Source organism: Microbispora hainanensis, from assembly GCF_036186745.1.
Lineage (GTDB): Bacteria > Actinomycetota > Actinomycetes > Streptosporangiales > Streptosporangiaceae > Microbispora.
This window is the reverse complement of the sequence record NZ_CP108086.1, coordinates 7,705,840-7,722,504: the sequence shown is the minus strand read 5'-3', so window position 1 is coordinate 7,722,504 and position 16,665 is coordinate 7,705,840. Positions and strand designations below refer to the sequence as shown.

General features: G+C 74.7%; 16 protein-coding genes. 11 read left to right on the top strand and 5 right to left on the bottom strand.

Annotated features, from left to right (window positions below; translation table 11 throughout):
- Positions 1-6 precede the first annotated feature (6 nt).
- From OHB01_RS35205 to OHB01_RS35180, 6 genes are all read left to right on the top strand, one after another.
- Positions 7-450 carry a DUF6157 family protein gene (locus OHB01_RS35205; protein WP_142648910.1) on the top strand — a complete coding sequence of 148 codons (444 nt, stop codon included), beginning with the start codon at positions 7-9 and terminating at the stop codon, positions 448-450.
- A gap of 153 nt (positions 451-603) precedes the next feature.
- Positions 604-1,272 carry a dienelactone hydrolase family protein gene (locus OHB01_RS35200; protein ID WP_142648911.1) on the top strand — a complete coding sequence of 223 codons (669 nt, stop codon included), beginning with the start codon at positions 604-606 and terminating at the stop codon, positions 1,270-1,272.
- Positions 1,273-1,296: 24 nt separating this feature from the next.
- Positions 1,297-2,274: an aldo/keto reductase gene (locus OHB01_RS35195; RefSeq protein ID WP_142648912.1), complete on the top strand. Its 978-nt coding sequence runs from the start codon at positions 1,297-1,299 to the stop codon at positions 2,272-2,274.
- A 310-nt stretch (positions 2,275-2,584) separates the two neighbouring features.
- Positions 2,585-3,391: a carotenoid biosynthesis protein gene (locus tag OHB01_RS35190; protein WP_142648913.1), complete on the top strand. Its 807-nt coding sequence runs from the start codon at positions 2,585-2,587 to the stop codon at positions 3,389-3,391.
- On the top strand, positions 3,379-4,923 hold the full coding sequence (locus tag OHB01_RS35185) for a phytoene desaturase family protein (protein ID WP_168066091.1): 1,545 nt from the start codon (positions 3,379-3,381) through the stop codon (positions 4,921-4,923). Before OHB01_RS35190 ends, OHB01_RS35185 begins: the two co-directional genes overlap by 13 nt.
- On the top strand, positions 4,920-6,212 hold the full coding sequence (locus OHB01_RS35180; RefSeq protein WP_142648914.1) for a glycosyltransferase: 1,293 nt from the start codon (positions 4,920-4,922) through the stop codon (positions 6,210-6,212). The genes OHB01_RS35185 and OHB01_RS35180 overlap by 4 nt, the downstream gene beginning before the upstream one ends.
- On the opposite strand, the gene OHB01_RS35175 is transcribed toward OHB01_RS35180, so the two are convergent.
- Positions 6,163-6,777, bottom strand: coding sequence for a glycerol-3-phosphate acyltransferase (locus OHB01_RS35175; RefSeq protein ID WP_260617340.1), 615 nt, complete (start codon positions 6,775-6,777; stop codon positions 6,163-6,165). The genes OHB01_RS35180 and OHB01_RS35175 overlap by 50 nt on opposite strands.
- Between OHB01_RS35175 and OHB01_RS35170 the strand changes: the two genes are divergently transcribed.
- Complete coding sequence (locus tag OHB01_RS35170) at positions 6,734-7,474, top strand: spheroidene monooxygenase (RefSeq protein WP_240971620.1); 741 nt, start codon at positions 6,734-6,736, stop codon at positions 7,472-7,474. The genes OHB01_RS35175 and OHB01_RS35170 overlap by 44 nt on opposite strands.
- Before the next feature lie 40 nt (positions 7,475-7,514).
- Here OHB01_RS35170 and plsX read toward each other — a convergent pair whose 3' ends face one another.
- The 3 genes from plsX to OHB01_RS35155 are packed head-to-tail and all read right to left on the bottom strand — an operon-like array spanning position 7,515 to position 11,048.
- Positions 7,515-8,612, bottom strand: a complete 1,098-nt coding sequence (plsX, locus tag OHB01_RS35165) for a phosphate acyltransferase PlsX (RefSeq protein WP_260617341.1) — start codon at positions 8,610-8,612, stop codon at positions 7,515-7,517.
- Between the two features lies 1 nt (position 8,613).
- A complete protein-coding gene (locus tag OHB01_RS35160; RefSeq protein WP_142648915.1) occupies positions 8,614-9,543 on the bottom strand; it encodes a phytoene/squalene synthase family protein in 930 nt (309 codons plus the stop codon).
- Positions 9,540-11,048, bottom strand: coding sequence for a phytoene desaturase family protein (locus OHB01_RS35155; protein WP_142648916.1), 1,509 nt, complete (start codon positions 11,046-11,048; stop codon positions 9,540-9,542). Before OHB01_RS35155 ends, OHB01_RS35160 begins: the two co-directional genes overlap by 4 nt.
- A gap of 352 nt (positions 11,049-11,400) precedes the next feature.
- Between OHB01_RS35155 and OHB01_RS35150 the strand changes: the two genes are divergently transcribed.
- The 3 genes from OHB01_RS35150 (at position 11,401) to OHB01_RS35140 (ending at position 13,639) form a co-directional block, all read left to right on the top strand.
- Positions 11,401-12,483 (top strand): MerR family transcriptional regulator, encoded by a 1,083-nt coding sequence (locus tag OHB01_RS35150; RefSeq protein ID WP_328710398.1) that lies wholly within the window; start codon positions 11,401-11,403, stop codon positions 12,481-12,483.
- A 112-nt stretch (positions 12,484-12,595) separates the two neighbouring features.
- Positions 12,596-13,117, top strand: a complete 522-nt coding sequence (locus tag OHB01_RS35145; RefSeq protein WP_142648917.1) for an RNA polymerase sigma factor — start codon at positions 12,596-12,598, stop codon at positions 13,115-13,117.
- A 42-nt stretch (positions 13,118-13,159) separates the two neighbouring features.
- On the top strand, positions 13,160-13,639 hold the full coding sequence (locus tag OHB01_RS35140; protein WP_142648918.1) for a TspO/MBR family protein: 480 nt from the start codon (positions 13,160-13,162) through the stop codon (positions 13,637-13,639).
- 109 nt (positions 13,640-13,748) lie between these two features.
- Here OHB01_RS35140 and OHB01_RS35135 read toward each other — a convergent pair whose 3' ends face one another.
- Positions 13,749-14,255, bottom strand: a complete 507-nt coding sequence (locus OHB01_RS35135; protein WP_142648919.1) for a MarR family winged helix-turn-helix transcriptional regulator — start codon at positions 14,253-14,255, stop codon at positions 13,749-13,751.
- A gap of 87 nt (positions 14,256-14,342) precedes the next feature.
- Here OHB01_RS35135 and OHB01_RS35130 point away from each other — a divergent pair, with 87 nt between their 5' ends.
- On the top strand, positions 14,343-16,643 hold the full coding sequence (locus tag OHB01_RS35130) for a phosphoketolase (RefSeq protein ID WP_142648920.1): 2,301 nt from the start codon (positions 14,343-14,345) through the stop codon (positions 16,641-16,643).
- Positions 16,644-16,665: the final 22 nt, after the last annotated feature.

The following is a 16,665-nucleotide window of genomic DNA, read 5'->3' as shown; positions in this document are numbered from 1 at the left end:
GGAGCCATGCCCGAGGATCTGAACTACTACTCGACGCTCATCGCGGTCGCCGACGACTGCCCGGTGACCGCCGCGGAGGTGCCCCGGGGCCGAGGCGGCAAACCCACCGTCGCCGTCCTCCAGTACGAGCTGATCTCCGGCGCGCCGTACGGCCTGACGCAGGAGGACGTGCTGTTCGAGACCTGGCTGCGCCGTCAGGACCTGTCGGCGGACCTGCCCGCCGAGCGGCGCGCGGAGCTCAGGAAGGAGTTCTTCTCCCGTCCCCAGGCGTGCCTGAGGTCGTCGCCGCTGGCGAAGAGACACGGCTGGGGCCTGCTGTTCGACCGGGACGGACGCATCGCGCTGTGTCCCATGGAGTCGGAGGAATACCGGCGCCTGGTGGACGGCGCGCGCGCCGGGGAGGACGGCGGCGTGCGGGTGCTCAAGGCGCTGCGCTCACGCCGCGCCTGACGCGTCGTTCCTGGTTTGCCGAGAGTTGTCCCGGTTTGTCTGGGCCGGCCCGGGGTACGGCCCCCGATTGTCCAGCGCTGTCCTGGTTGTGCGGCGTCATCCTGATGTCGTACGGCGCCGCCGAGCCGGGCACGGCCGAGGGGGGCGGGCGTCATGAGCGATGTGGAACTCAGCGTACGGATGCCGGTCGGCGACGTCGTGCTCGACGCCGACGTGGCGGTCCCCAGGGATGCCAGGGGAGCGGTGCTGTTCGCCCACGGCAGCGGAAGCGGCCGGCACAGCCCGCGCAACCGATACGTCGCCAGGGAGTTGCAGCGGGCCGGGCTGGCCACCGTCCTGGCCGACCTGCTCACCGTGGAGGAGGAACGCGTCGACGCGTTCACCGGCCACCTGCGCTTCGACATCGGCCTGCTCGCCGACCGGGTGGGCGCGCTGGCCGACCGGCTGCCCGAGGACGAGGTCGTCGGCGGCCTGCCCGTCGGCCTGTTCGGCGCGAGCACGGGCGCCGCCGCCGCGCTCGTCGCCGCGGCGACGCGGCCCGGCCTGGTCAGGGCGGTGGTGTCCCGGGGCGGCAGGCCCGACCTCGCGGGAGGCGCGCTCCGCTCGGTGCGCCAGCCGACGCTGTTGATCGTAGGGGGGCGTGACTCCGTCGTCCTCGACCTCAACAGGGAGGCGATGCGGGCGATGACAGCGCCGGTCCGGCTGGAGATCGTGCCGGGCGCCACGCACCTGTTCGAGGAGCCGGGCGCGCTGGAGACGGTCGCAAGGCTCGCCCGCGACTGGTTCGTGCACCATCTGGCGGGTGGATCGGCCTCCGCCTGAAGTGCCCCGCTACGATCAGACCCCATGGAACAGCGCGTGTTGGGCAGGACGGGCAGGCAGGTCGGCGTGGTCGGGCTGGGAGCGTGGCAGCTCGGGGCCGACTGGGGCGAGGTGAGCGAGGCCGACGCGTTGGCCACTCTCAACGCCGCGGTCGACGCGGGGACCACCCTCATCGACACGGCCGACGTGTACGGCGACGGCCGCAGCGAGAAGATCATCGGGAAGCTCATCAAGGAGCGGCCCGGCCTGACCGTGGCCACCAAGATGGGCCGCAGGGTGCAGCAGACGCCCGACGTCTACACGCTGGACAACTTCCGCGCCTGGACCGACCGCTCCCGGGCCAACCTGGGCGTCGACACGCTCGACCTGGTGCAGCTCCACTGCCCGCCGAGCGCCGTCTTCGAGACCGACGAGGTCTTCGACGCGCTCGACACGCTGGTCGCCGAGGGCCGCATCGCCGCGTACGGCGTGAGCGTCGAGACGGTGGCCGAGGCGCTGACCGCGATCGCGCGCCCCGGCGTGGCGACCGTGCAGATCATCCTCAACGCCTTCCGGCTCAAGCCGCTGGACGAGGTCCTGCCCGCCGCGGAGAAGGCCGGAGTCGGCATCATCGCCCGGGTGCCGCTGGCGAGCGGCCTGCTGTCGGGCAAGTACGGCCCGCAGACGGTCTTCGGCGAGGACGACCACCGCAACTTCAACCGTCAGGGCGAGGCGTTCGACGTCGGCGAGACCTTCTCCGGCGTCGAGTACGGCGTGGGCCTCCAGGCGGTCGAGCGGCTGCGTGGTCTCGTGCCCGAGGGCATGACGATGGCGCAGTTCGCCCTGCGCTGGATCATCGACCAGCCCGGGGTCAGCGTCGTGATCCCCGGTGCCCGCAACCCCGGACAGGCCGAGGCCAACGCCGCGGCGGCGCAGTTCCCGCCGCTGCCGGCCGAGACCCACGACGCGGTCCGCCAGGTCTACGACGACCTGATCCGCCCGCAGGTCCACCACCGCTGGTGACGGCCCGGCCGGTGTAGCCGGGTTCCACCGGGCGCCCAAGTGGGGCCGGAGCGCATCCGATCAGGGGGACGCGCTCGAATGACCCTACGTGGAGACGTGGGAGGCCGCACGGAAGAACGCGGCGAAGAGCGCGGCCAAGGCTGATGGCACGCCACCCGAACGGCGCGGAGCCCGGCCGCCCCGGCGTTCGTCGAGCGGGCCGGAACTCCCCGGAGCGCCCTCCGGCCCGTCACCCGGCCCATCACCCGGCCCGTCACCCGGCCCGTCACCCGGCCCATCACCAGGGCCGTCGTCCGGAGCGTCCTCCGGGATGTCGTCCGAGCCGGAAGCGCCGCGGACGCCCCGCCCGGCGGGCGCGTGGCCGAACGCGGCCGGCGTGGTCGCGCTGGCCGCGATGGTGGCCGCCCAGATCGCGACGGGACTGCGGCCCCAGGACCCGCGCCTCACCACCGCGGTCGTGGTGCTGCTCGCGGTGGGCGCGCTCGCCTTCGCGGCGGCGGCGTACACCCCGCGCAGGGCGGCGGGCGCGTTCACGGCGGCGGTGGCGGCCGGTTATGCCGCCGAATGGATCGGCACCAGGACGGGCCTGCCCTTCGGCGACTACCGCTACACCGACGTTCTGTGGCCGCGGCCGGGCGGCGTCCCGCTGATCGTCGCCATCGCCTGGGGCGGCATGGGTCTGGCCGCACACGCCGTCGCCCGCCGCGTGGCGCCGCGCGGCCGGATGGCGCCGATCCTCGCCGGAGCCCTGGCGCTCACCGCGTGGGACCTGTTCCTCGACCCGCAGATGCTCGGGCTCGGGCTGTGGGTCTGGGCGGAGCCGGGACCCTACCGCGGGGTCCCGCTCACCAACTTCGCCGGCTGGCTGCTGGTCTCCTTCCTGGTCATGGCGCTGCTCGACCGCATCACCGGCCGTCCCGCCGCCGACCGGCCCGTGACCGGCGCCGAGGCGGCGGGGACGACCGGGCTCGTCGCGCTCTACACGGTCATGGCGCTGATGGAGACCGTCGGCTTCGCCGTGGTCTTCCGGCCGCCCGATCCGTTCGTGGCCGCCGCCGGAGGGCTCGCGATGGGCGCCTTCGCCCTGCTCGCCTGGGGGTGCGCATGGCGGAGGTGATCGTGGTCGGGGGCGGCGTCGGCGGCATGGTGGCCGCTCTGCTGCTCGCGCGGGACGGGCACGACGTGCGGATCCACGAGCGGCTGCCCCGGCTCGGCGGCAAGCTGGCCGAGCACAGGCGAGACGGCTTCACGTTCTCGATCGGCCCCTCGCTCCTCACGCTGCCCGGCCTCTTCCTCGACCTCGGCGTGCCGCTCGACCTGCTCGAACTCGACGAGCTGTGCCGGTATCGCTTCGCGGACGGCTCGACCCTGTCCACCTACCGCGACCCGGGGCGTACGGCGGAGGCGGTGGACCGGCTCGCGCCCGGCGAGGGCCGGGGCTGGCGGGCCTTCCACCGCTGGGCCGAGCGCTGCCTGGACGCCTCCACGCGCACCTTCTTCGCGGGCCCGCTGTCCGGGCCCGTCGTAGAGCCGCCGTTCCGGCCGGGCGGTCGCCCGTCGGGCGGCCCGTCGGGCGGCCCTGCCGGTGGGCGGCCGGGCAGACCCCTCCCACGCCCCCGGCCGGGCGACCTGCTCGCGGTCGCGCCGGGCCGCACCCTGCACGGTCTCGCGTGCCGCTTCTTCCGGGACCCCCGTCTGCGCCAGTACGCCGGCCGCTACGCCACCTACGCCGGCTCGAACCCCTACCGTGCGCCCGCCGCCCTGGGCTGCGTCCCCGCCATCGAGCACGGTGACGGCGGATGGTACGTGCGGGGCGGGCTGCCCCGCCTCGCCGAGGCGCTGGCCGCCTCGCTCGACAAGGCGGGCGTCGAGGTCCGGCTGGAGACCGAGATCACCGAGATCCTCGCCGACGCGGAGCGGGTCGTCGGCGTCCGTACGGCTCCCGGCGAGGTGGTCAGGGCCGACATCGTGATCGTCAACGCCGACGCGGCCGCCCTGTACGGGCGGCTCCTGCCCGACCGCACCCGGCTGCGCCGCATCGCCCGGCTGGGCCTGTCGTCGTCCGCCTTCCTGATGCTCGCCGCCGTGGAGGGGCGGACCGAGGGCCTGCCGCATCATTCGGTGGTGTTCTCCGCCGACTATCGGCGCGAGTTCGGCGACATCTTCGAGCGGCGGCGTCCGCCGGAGGATCCCACGGTCTACATCGGCTGCCCAGCGGTGACGGACGACACCCAGGCTCCCCCCGGCGCGGAGAGCTGGAGCATGCTGGTGAACGTCCCGGCCGGCGACCCCGCGCGCTGGCCTAGGCCGCCCGAGGCGTACGCGGAGCTGGTGCTCGAACGGCTGGCGAGCCGGGGGCACGACCTGTCCGGACGGCTGCGCTTCCTCGACCTGCTGACCCCGGCCGACCTGCGGGACCGGTACGGCGCGTGGGGCGGGGCGATCTACGGGGGCGCGTACGGCGGGCCGTTCGCCCCGTTCCGCCGCCCCGGCAACCGGGGGCCACGGCGCGGGCTCTACCTCGTCGGCGGGTCCGTGCATCCGGGAGGCGGGCTGCCCCTGGTGGCCATGGGCGGGCGGATCGTGGCCGCCTTGGTGCGCGGCGACTTCCCCCGTTCCGCCCGGCACCCGGGTAAGGCAGCCCGGTGAAGGCCGAGGCGACCACGACGACCGGAAAACCCGCTCCGCGGCGGCCACGGGCCGGGGCCGCCGCGCGCGTGCTCGCCGTGGCCCAGGCCGTCGCGGCCGTCGTCGTGCTGGCGCGGCTCGCGCGTGGTCGCCGGCGCCTCCCTCCGCTCACCGCGCCCGCGCCCGGGGAATTCCCCGGTGACGCGCCCCCGGGCGGTGTCGCCGGCCGGGCGGCGTGGATCGGCGGGGGCACGACATCAGGCGGCGGAAAACCGGGTGCCGGAAGTCCGGGGATCTCGGTGGTCATCCCGGCCAGGGACGAGGAGCGGCGGCTCGGCCCCTGCCTGCGGGCGGTCCTGGCCGATCCCGCCGTCACCGAGGTGATCGTGGTGGACGACGAGTCCTCGGACGGCACCGCCCGGCTCGCCGCCGCGTACGGGGCGACGGTGGTGCGCGGACGCCCGCTGCCGGAGGGCTGGGTGGGCAAGCAGTGGGCGCTGCACCAGGGGCTGGAGGAGGCACACGGCGAGATCGTGGTCACCCTGGACGCCGACACCCGGCCCCGGCCCGGCCTGTTCGGCGCGCTCGCCGCCGCACTCGCGGAGCACGACCTGGTCAGCGCGGGCCCGCGCTTCGTCTGCGACGGCCTCGCCGAGCAGGCGTTGCACGCGTCGTTCCTCGCCACGCTGGTCTACCGGTTCGGCCCGATCGGGCCGCCGGTCCCGCCGCCGCCCCACCGGGTGGTCGCGAACGGCCAGTGCCTGGCCTTCCGGCGTGAGGCGATGCGGCGGGCCGACGGCTTCGCCCGCGTGCGCGGCCACATGACCGACGACGTCGCCCTCGCACGGGCCCTGGCCGCCGACGGCTGGAGGGTCGGCTTCCTCGACGCGGGCGGCTTGCTGGAGGTGGACATGCACGAGTCGGCGGCCGAGGCGTGGCGGGAGTGGGGGCGCTCGCTGCCGCTGCGCGACGTCACCCGCCCCGCCTGGCAGGCGGCCGATCTCGCCGTCGTCTGGCTCGCCGCCGCGCTGCCCGCGCTCCGCCTGGCCGCCGGGCGGCCGACCCGGCTCGACCTGGCGCTGCTCGCCGTACGGTTGCTGCTCGCCACCGCGCTGCGGCGCAGCTACGCCCGGCCCGGCGCGGGCGTGCTGCTGTCGTTCCTGCTCGATCCGGCCACCGCCGTACGGCTCACGCAGGCGACGCTGCGGCCGGTCAGGACCTGGCGGAGCCGCGCGTACGGCCTGGGCCGCGCCGACGCCGTCACGTGCGGCGCGCGGCCAGGGCCGCCTGACCGAACCGCAGCCCGATGAGGCACATCAGCGCGCCGGTCGCGGCGACGTGGCCGATCGGCGCGAACGGCAGTTGCAGCAGCGGGATCGCGAAGACCCCTGCCCTGGCCCCGATCGCGAACGACCGGGTGAGCAGGAACGTCACCCCCATTACGGCGAGCGCGAGCAGGAACGCGGGCGGGCAGATCACCGCGATGCCACCGGTGAAGGTCAGCACCGACCGCCCGCCGCGGAACCCGGCGAAGACCGGCCAGGCGTGCCCGATCATCGCGGCCCCCACGGCCAGGTACGCCGCCGGGGCGCTCGGCCCGGCGACCACTCCCGGCCCGGTCGTGTGCCCGCCCGCCGCCAGCAGGCCGAGCAGCCCGGCGAGCACGCCTTTGGCCATGTCACCGGCGAAGACCGGCACGGACGCCCGGCGGCCGAGCCGTTCGCGCACGTTCCAGAAGCCGGGGTTGCGGTCGCCCACCTCCCGGGGATCGACTCCTCGCCGTCCCGCGACCAGCACCGCCACCGGAATCGAGCCGAGAAGGTAGCCGCCGATGAGCGCCACCAGCATGGGGACGAGCGGCGGGAGCGTCGTCACGTTCCACCTCCACAGATACGCCGGCCGGGGGGCGATGCGTCACATGGCCTTCGACCGTCCGGTGCTGCGCCGCACCGGGGGGCTGCTGTTCTGGCGGCTGCTCGGCACGGGCCGGGGGCCGTCGACGACCCTCGGCGCCGACCTGCGCCGCTGGGCGCTGCTCGCCGTCTGGCGGGACGAGCAGGCGGCGGAGGAGTTCCTGGCCCGCTCGCCGATCCCCGGCAGGTGGCGGCGCGAGGCGGTCGAGACCTGGCACGTACGGCTCGCGCCGATGGCATCGCGCGGACGCTGGAACGGCGTCGAGCCGTTCGTGCCAGTGACGGGCGGCCCCGGCGACGAGCCGCACCGCGGCCCGGTGGCGGTGCTGACCCGGGCGTCGATCCGGCCGTCGCGGCTGCCGGCGTTCTACCGGTCCGCACCCGCCGTCGACCGGTCGCTGCGGGCACAGGGGGGCTGCCTCGCCTCCGTCGGGCTGGGGGAGTGGCCGGTCGCCAGGCAGGCCACCTTCTCGCTGTGGCGCGACGCCGCCGCCGTACGCGCGTTCGCCTACGCCGGGCGGGCGCACCGCGAGGTCGTCGCGCGGGTCCGTGCCCACGACTGGTACTCCGAGGAGCTGTTCGCCCGGTTCGTCCCCTACGCGAGCGAGGGCACCTGGGACGGGCGCGACCCCCTCCGCGATTCGCCTGCCGATCGCTGAGCGATCCCGCAGGCCGGGACAAGCTCGTGAGCGCAGGAGGTCACCGCCCGGGGTGGATGGCGAGCCGGTCGCCGAGCCGGGCCACGATCTCGCCCACGGCCAGGTCGCGCGCCACCACGCAGGCCCTGGCGATGGTCGCGGCGCGGGAGGAGCCGTGCGCCACGACGACGGTGCGGGTGAGCCCGAGCAGGGCCGCGCCGCCGTGCGTCTCTGGGGCGTAGCGCCGCGCCACCCGCCCGAGGCAGTCGGTCGCGCCCACGTCCTGCGCCGCCACGAGGGCGAGCGTGGCGCGCACGGTCCCCTCCACGTTCTTCAGCACGATGTTGCCGGTGAAGCCGTCGGTGACGATCACGTCGACGGCCCCGGTGAGCACGTCGCCGCCCTCGACGGTGCCGTGGAAACGCAGCGGCAGGCCCCGCAGCAGGGTCTCGGCCCGGCGGGTCAGCCGGTTACCCTTGCCGGGCTCCGCGCCGATCGACAGCAGCCCGACGCGCGGGTCGGCCACGCCCAGCACGAGTTGCGCGTACGACGCCCCGAGCAGCGCGAACTGGGCGATCATCTCGGGCGTCGGGTCCACCGTCGCGCCGGCGTCGATCAGCACGGTGGCGCCGCCCGCCGTCGTCGGCAGCGCCACGGCCAGCGCGGGACGCAGCACGGCGGGCGCGGTGCCCAGCCGGTCGACCGCGCAGGCGACCACGGCGCCCGTGGACCCCGCCGACACGAAGGCCGCGCCGGCCCCCTCCCGTACGAGATCGAAGCCGACGGCCAGGCTGGAGCTTCCCATGCGGACCGCGCCCGCGCCCCGCTCGGTCATCGGGACGACGTCGGCGGCGTGCGCGACGTCGATCTCGCCCGCCGCCCCGAGCCGGGCCAGCTCCGCGTGCACGACCCCGGCCTGGCCGACGAGGACGACCGGCACGCCGTGCTCCCGCCACGCCGCGACCGCGCCCCGCACGATCTCCGCGGGCCCGTGGTCTCCGCCCATGGCGTCCACGACGACCGGCCGGGAGGCCGCGTCCGGCTCGCGGGCGGGGATCCTCGGCCCCGGCACCGGACCGGGGCCCGCCGTGGCGCTCGCAGGGGCGCCCGGTGTGGCGCCCGGTGTGGCGCCCGGTGTGGCCTCCTGCCCGGGAGCCACGTCAGGCCACCCCCACGCGGAGCTCGGCCTGCGCGGCGGCGCGCGCGGCCAGCAGGTGCCTGCCGAAGATCGCGAGCCTGCGCCGCCGTCCGACCCTGGCCCGCCTCGCCAGCACGTCGTGCCCGGCCGCCTCGACCTCGTCCAGGATGCCGCCGTACAGCTCGTACGCCGCCCTGATGCACGGCCGCGACGACGGCGCGAGCAGCTCGATCCCCTCACGGGCCCGCCTGTAGTGGTCGCGGGCGCGGTCGCACTCGTAGGCCACCAGCTCCCGCACCGCGGGAGTGGCGTACGGCGCGGCCAGGTCGGCCTCGGTCACGCCGAACTTGTCCAGATCCGACAGCGGCAGGTAGACGCGGCCCCGCGCCAGGTCCTCGCGGACGTCGCGGATGAAGTTCGTGAGCTGGAAGGCCAGCCCGAGCTGGCGGGCGGGCTCGCGGGCCCGTGCCTCCTCGCCCGGCAGGGCCTCCAGCACCGGCAGCATCATCGTCCCGATGACCGCGGCCGATCCCTCCATGTAGCCCAGCAGGTCGTCGTACGTCGCGTACCGGTCCACGGTGAGGTCGGCGCGCATCGACGCGAGGAACGCCCGCACGTCGGCCTGGTCGATCCCGAACGCCCGCACCGTGTGCGTGAACGCGGGGAGCACGGGATCGTGGACGCGGTCGCCGTCCAGCGCGGCGGCGAGCCGGGAGGACAGGCGCTCCAGCGCCGCGGCCCGGTCGCCGGTCATCGCGAGCGAGTCGACGATCTCGTCGGCGTAGCGGGCGAAGCCGTACAACGCGTGGACGTGCGGCCGTTTCCAGGCGGGCAGCAGGCGGGTGGCCAGGTAGTACGAGCGGCCGTAGCTCGCGTGCAGCCTGCGGCACCGCTCGTAGCCGGCCGTCAGCGTCGCGGCCGACGCCAGGGACGGCGTGCTCAGCGTGCTCATGGGGTGCTCTCCAGGATGCGTTCGGCGGCCAGGCGGCCGGAGATCAGGACGGGGGGCACTCCGACACCGGGAGCCGTGTACATACCGGCGAAGTGGAGGCCGGGGACCCGCCGGGCCGCGCCGGACGGGCGGAACCACGCGGTCTGGGTGAACCGGGCGTCGAGCGCGAAGGGCGTGCCGGCCGAGTGGCCGCGCCGCCGCCATCCGGGGGGATCGAACACCAGCCGGGGCGCGCCGGACAGATCGCCATATCCGAGGTCGGCGAGCCGGCTCGTCATGCGGTCCACGAGACGGGGGGTGAGTGAGGCCCAGTCGGCGCCGCTGCGGGTGTTCGGGGTGGGTTCCAGCACGCTGAGCACGGCCGGGCGATGGTCGTGCCGCCCGTGAGTATCAGGCCCGGGGTCGGGGGCGTGGTCGTCCGCGCAGGTCACCAGCAGGCTCGGGTCCGGCTGTGGCCTGCCCGCATCGAGCGCCGCGAACGTCGGCTCCCACTCCCGCCCGAAGTGCAGCGTGTGATGGGCCTGGCCGTCCGGGCGCCGGTCGAGCGCGAAGTGCGCCACCAGGCACGAAGGGGAGAAACGGGGCCGGCGCAGCCGCCAGTCGGCCGCCTCCTCCGGCAGCAGGCCGTCGCCGCCCTTCCGGCCGTGCGCCCGGACCAGGTCGCAGGCCACCACGGCGTGCCGGGCGGCGAGCCGTTCGCCGGTGTCGAGGCGCACCGCGACGACCCCCGCGCCGTCGGTCTCGATCCGCGTGGCCCGCACGCCGTAGCGGAAGACCGCCCCGGCCTTCTCCGCGGCGGCGGCCATGGCCCGGGGGACGGCGTGCATGCCGCCCTCCCGGGGGAAGTAGACCCCGCCGACCGTGTCCATGTGGGCGATCACCGCGTACACGCCGAGGGCGCGGCGCGGCGACAGGCCGACGTACAGCGCCTGGAACGTGTGCGCCCTGATCAGCCGTTCGTCGGTGAGGTGACGCCGCACGAGCCCGTCGAGCCGGCGGAAGCCGCCGAGCGCGGCCAGCCGCGCCAGCGCGTACGGCCGGGCCAGCGCGCCCAGCCGGGTCATGTCCCGGTCGATGAACGTGCTCCACTCGGCCTCGAACAGCTCTCCCAGCAGATGCCGGAACCGCAGGTAGCGCCGGGCCTCCTCGGGCCCGCACAGCGCCCGCACCCGCTCGGCCATCGCGTCGGCCCCCGCCACCACGTCGAGCCGCGATCCGTCGTGGAAGGTCAGCCGGTAGTACGGGTCGAGCCGCCGCAGCGGGAGCCAGCGCTCCAGATCCTGCCCGGCGGACGCGAAGGTGTCGGCCAGCACCCCCGGCATGGTCAGCACCGATGGGCCGGTGTCGACGCGGTGCGGGCCCAGGGCCGCCGTGCCGCAGCAGCCGCCCGGCACGTCGGCGGCCTCCACGACCGTCACCTCGCGGCCCGCCCCGGCCAGGCGCATCGCGGCGGACAGGCCGCCCAGCCCGGCGCCGATCACCACGACCGGCCCGCCCGCGCTCATCGGCGCGCCCCATCGGGAGCGGGATCGGCGGAGCCACCCGAAGCCGGCGCCTCGCCGGTCCCCGGAAGCGGGTCCGGCGGCGCCGCTCCCGGGTGGTCCGCCCGCTCGGGCGCCGGCGCCAGGAGGCAGGATCGCTTGCCCGGGAGCAGGTCGGCCCCGGCGGGCTGGGTCAACGTCGGCATGCGCACTGCTCCTCGGATCGTTACGGTGATCGGCGGCGCCGTCAGTAGAGTTTTCGCGCCCGCCCGCTCCGGCGGTTGCATCCGTGCCGGGCGCCCGGGCCGAAACAAGGTCAGGGGCGGGCACAGGCGCCGCGCGCGGGGCCGCGGCGACGACCGGACGGGGTGAGCACGTGACGCGCGAGGGCGGGCCGGCGGCCGGTGAGAACCCGGGTGCCGGCGAGGAACCGGGCTACGGCATCGGGGCCGTCTCCCGGCGGCTCGGCGTGCCCGCGTCCACGCTGCGCACGTGGAACCTCCGATATGGCATCGGCCCGAGCAGGCGCAGCCCCGGCGGGCACCGCCGCTACGACGACGCGGACCTGCGCCGTCTGCAGGAGATGAACCGGCTGATCCGGACCGGCATGCCGCCGGCCGACGCCGCCAGGCAGGCGCTGCGGACGCGGCCCGCCTCCGGGGAGCGGCCGTCGCGGGAGAGGGCTCCCACCACGGCCACGCCGCCCGGGCCGTCGGACTCCCCGGCGCAGGCGCACTCCCCGAGGTCGTCCGAGTTCTCCAGGTCGTCCGAGTTCTCCAGGCCGTCCGGGCTCTCCAGGCCGCCGGAGAGCGCGGCGCCGCCCGCCTCCGCCGCACGCGCGGGCGGGGAGCCCGGACTGCCGTCGGCGGTCATGCTGGCCCGGGCGGCGGCGGCGCTGGACGTCGCGACCGTGAGCGCGGCGCTGGACACGGCGCTGGCCGCGCACGGCGTGGTGTGGACCTGGGAGCGGCTCGTGCTGCCGGTGTTCGCGGCCGTCACCCGCAGGCAGCGCGACACGGGCGCCGGGATCGACGTCGAGCACCTGTTCTCCGACCGGCTCCAGGCCGCGCTGGCGCGGTTCGCGGCGCGTGCGCCCTCGCCCGTGCATCCCCGTCCTGTCCTGCTGGCCGGTGCGGAGGAGGAGCAGCACGCGCTGCCGATCCACGCGCTGGCCGCCGCGCTCGGCGCGCTCGGGGTGGAGACCCGCGTGCTCGGGGCGCGCACGCCGTACGCCGCGCTGGCGGACGCGATGCGCCGTCTCGGTCCCGCGGCGGTGTTCGTGTGGTCGCAGATCCGGGAGACGGGCGATCCGGCCCCGCTGGCGGGTCTGCCGGGGCTGCGTCCCGCCTGCCGCGTCGTGGCCGGCGGTCCCGGATGGTGGGACGGCCTGCCTACGCATGTCATCCGGGTGAACACGTTTCGTGACGCCATCTCGGCGGTAATGACCACTCTGCGGTGATTCTGCGCCTTTGATGCGTTTTTGAACCAGCCTTCGGCCCCCATGGTTGTCCGCTTCGAACGTGGGCAGCTATGAATAGGTTTTGAATAGGTTTGTGGCCGAAGGGGGCCCGATGGAGGAGACCCTGGAGTTCCGCCTAGCCGCGGGGGACATCGGAGCGCTTGGGGAGTGCTACCGGGTGCATTCCCCGGCCGTGCGCTCCTACCTGCACAGACTCGTGCCACCCCAGGACGTGGAGGACGTGCTCCAGGTCGTCTTCACCGAGGTGTGGCGCTTCCGCCACCGATTCGACCCGGCCCGGAGCCTCCCCGCCTGGCTGTTCGGCATCGCCCGCAACCGGGCGGTGGACCACCTGCGGGCGCGTACGCCCGCCACGGTGCCGCTGGAGGCGGTCCCCGACCCCACGGGGCATGACGGGCGGATGGTCGGCGACGAGCTCGCCGACCGCGACCGGATCCGCCGCGCGCTGGCAGCGCTGCCCCAGGTGCAGCGCCAGGCGATCGAGCTGGCCTACTACGCAGACCTGACCCAGCGGGAGATCGCCGAGCACCTGCACGTCCCGCTCGGCACGGTCAAGGCGCGTACGGCACGCGGCCTGCACCGCCTGTCCACCCTGCTGCGACCGGCGGCCTGATCACGCGTCTTGAACGCGGTCGCGGGGGCAGAGGGAAGACCCATGAGACGCACATCGAAGAAGACGCTGCTGGGCACGGCCCTCGCCGTGACCGCCGCCGCCACTGTAGGCGGCCTGTCCACCGACGCCCGCTCCGGCTGGTACGCCCGCCTGCGCAAGCCCTCCTGGCAGCCGCCGCCACAGGCGTTCGGCCTGGTCTGGACGCCGTTGTACGCCTCGATCGCCTACGCCTCCGCCCGCGCGCTGTCGCGGGCGGACGACGGCTCCCGGCCGGCCCTGCGGCGGGCGCTCGCGGCGAACCTCATGCTCAACACGGCCTGGACGCCACTGTTCTTCAGGGCGCGCAACCCCCGCCTCGCGCTCGCCGAGATCCTCGTGCTCAACGTGTCGAACGCGCTGCTGACCCGCCGCCTTCTGCGCGAGGACCGCACGGCCGGGCTCCTGCTGCTGCCGTACGCCGGGTGGACGGTCTTCGCCACCGCGCTCAACGCCGCCATCGCGCGGCGCAACCCGAAGAACTGAACCGGCCACCCCCCGCACCGCGCCCGGCCGACCACCCCCCGCCGACCACCTCCTACCGGCCTCCCCGGGCCGGAGAGGTGGCCTCGGGCCGTGGTCACTGGGGGGACCACTACTGAGCGGTGACGTCGAGCGCGCGGAAGCGCTCGGCCTCCTCGGCCCGCCGGCACTCGAAGGCGGACAGGATCGTGTCGAGGATCTCGCCGAACTGCCGCACCTGGCCGGGGGTGAGGGGATCGAACAGCACCTGGCGGACCTCCTCGACGTGGCCCGGCGCCGCCTCCGCGAGCGCGGCGAAGCCTTCGTCGGTGAGCTCGGCGACGGTCGTGCGCCGGTCCTCCGGCCGCTTGACCCGCCGCACCCAGCCCTTCTCCTCCAGCCGGGAGACGGCGTGCGACAGGCGGCTGACCGAATACTGGAGCATGGCGGACAGCTCCGTCATCGTCATGGTCCGCCCGGGCGACTCCGAGAGCACCACGAGGATCATGTAGTAGGCGTGCGGCATGCCCGAGTCGCGCTGCAACTGCCGTTCGAGGGCCTCCTGCAGGAGCTGGCTCGTCCGCAGATAGGCACGCCAGATGCGCTGCTCGTCCTCGTCGAGCCAACGGGTGCCGGACATGCGGCCAAGACTACCGGTCGGTCGGCACGCTGATTTGCGGGCGAAAGACCCTGGTTCGGCCGCTCCCGCTGGGAAAGTGTCAGGGGCATGGACGCATACGGGAACATCGACGCCTACTGGCGGGCCGCGAACTATCTGTCCGTCGGCCAGATCTACCTGATGGACAACCCGCTGCTGACCGAGCCGCTCAGTCCCGAGCACATCAAACCGCGGCTCCTCGGCCACTGGGGCACCACGCCCGGGCTCAACTTCTGCTTCGCCCACCTCAACCGGATCATCCGGGAGCGCGGCCAGGACATGATCTACATCGCCGGCCCCGGTCACGGCGGACCGGCGGCGGTCGCCCACGCGTGGCTCGAAGGCACCTACACCGAGCGCTACCCCCACATCACCCAGGACGCCGAGGGCATGCGCAGGCTCTTCCGCCAGTTCTCCTTCCCCGGTGGCATTCCCAGCCACGTCGCCCCCGAGACTCCGGGCTCCATCCACGAGGGCGGCGAGCTCGGCTACGCCCTCTCCCACGCGTACGGCGCGGCCTTCGACAACCCCGGCCTGGCGGTGGCCTGCATCGTCGGCGACGGCGAGGCCGAGACCGGCCCGCTCGCCACCGGCTGGCACTCCAACAAGTTCCTCAACCGGGACACCGACGGGGTGGTCCTGCCGATCCTCCACCTGAACGGCTACAAGATCGCCAACCCCACCGTGCTGGCCAGGATCCCCGAGGACGAGCTGGTCAAGCTCTTCGAGGGGTACGGCTACCGCCCCCACATCGTCTCCGGGCATGAACCGGCCGAGATGCACGGGCTCATGGCCGCGACCCTCGACACCGTCTTCGACGAGCTGGCCGACCGCGGCCCGCTGCCGATGATCATCCTGCGTACGCCGAAGGGCTGGACCGGGCCACGCGAGGTCGACGGGCTCCCGGTCGAGGGCACCTGGCGGGCCCACCAGGTGCCGCTCGCCGGTGTGCGCGACAACCCGGCGCACCTGGCGATGCTGGAGGAGTGGATGCGCTCCTACCGGCCGGAGGAGCTGTTCGACGCCGCCGGGCGGCCGGTCGAGGCGATCACGCGGACGGTGCCGGACGGGCCGCTGCGGATGAGCGCCAGCCCGCACGCCAACGGCGGTGAGCTGCTGCGCCCGCTCGTGCTGCCCGACTTCCGCGACTACGCGGTCGAGGTCAAGGCCCCGGCGGCGGCCTCCAGCGAGCCGACCCGCGTCCTCGGGACGTTCCTGCGCGACGTCATCGCGGCCAACCCGGAGAACTTCCGGCTGCTCGGCCCCGACGAGACCGCCTCCAACCGCCTGTCCGCCGTCTACGAGGCGACGGGCAAGGAGTGGGAGGCCGCACTGCTGCCGACCGACGAGAACCTCGGCCCGGGCGGCAGGGTCATGGAGGTGCTCAGCGAGCACCAGTGCCAGGGCTGGCTGGAGGGCTACCTGCTCACCGGCCGGCACGGGCTGTTCAACTGCTACGAGGCGTTCATCCACATCGTGGACGCGATGTTCAACCAGCACGCCAAGTGGCTGGAGTCCTCCCGCAAGATCCCCTGGCGCCGGCCGGTCGCCTCGCTCAACTACCTGCTGTCGTCGCACGTCTGGCGCCAGGACCACAACGGCTTCAGCCACCAGGACCCCGGCTTCCTCGACGTCGTCGCCAACAAGAAGGCCGAGGTCGTCCGCGTCTACCTGCCGCCGGACGCCAACACCCTGCTGTCGGTCGCCGACCACTGCCTGCGCTCGCGCGACTACGTCAACGTCGTCGTCGCCGGCAAGCAGCCCGTGCTCGACCTGATGAGCATGGACGAGGCCGTCGTCCACTGCACCCGCGGGCTGGGCATCCTGCCCTGGGCGTCCACCGACGAGGGCACCGACCCCGACGTCGTGCTCGCCTGCGCCGGCGACGTGCCCACGCTGGAGACCCTCGCCGCCGCCGCGCTGCTCCGCGAGCACCTGCCCGAGCTGCGGATCCGCGTGGTCAACGTGGTCGACCTCATGCGGCTGCAGCCCGCCTCCGAGCACCCGCACGGCCTGCCCGACGCCGAGTTCGACGCGCTGTTCACCACGGACAAGCCGATCATCTTCGACTTCCACGGCTATCCGTGGCTGATCCACCGCCTGACCTACCGCCGTACGGGGCACGACAACCTGCACGTGCGCGGCTACAAGGAGGAGGGCACCACGACCACGCCGTTCGACATGGCGATGCTCAACGACATCGACCGCTTCCATCTGGTGATGGACGTGATCGACCGGGTGCCCGGCCTGGGCAGCCGTGCGGCCCACCTGCGCCAGCGCATGGCCGACGCCCGCCTGCGCGCCCGCGCCCACACCCGCGAGTTCGGCGAGGACCCCGCCGAGATCCGCGACTGGACCTGGCCCTGTTAGATCGTGTTCACGGAGGGACGAC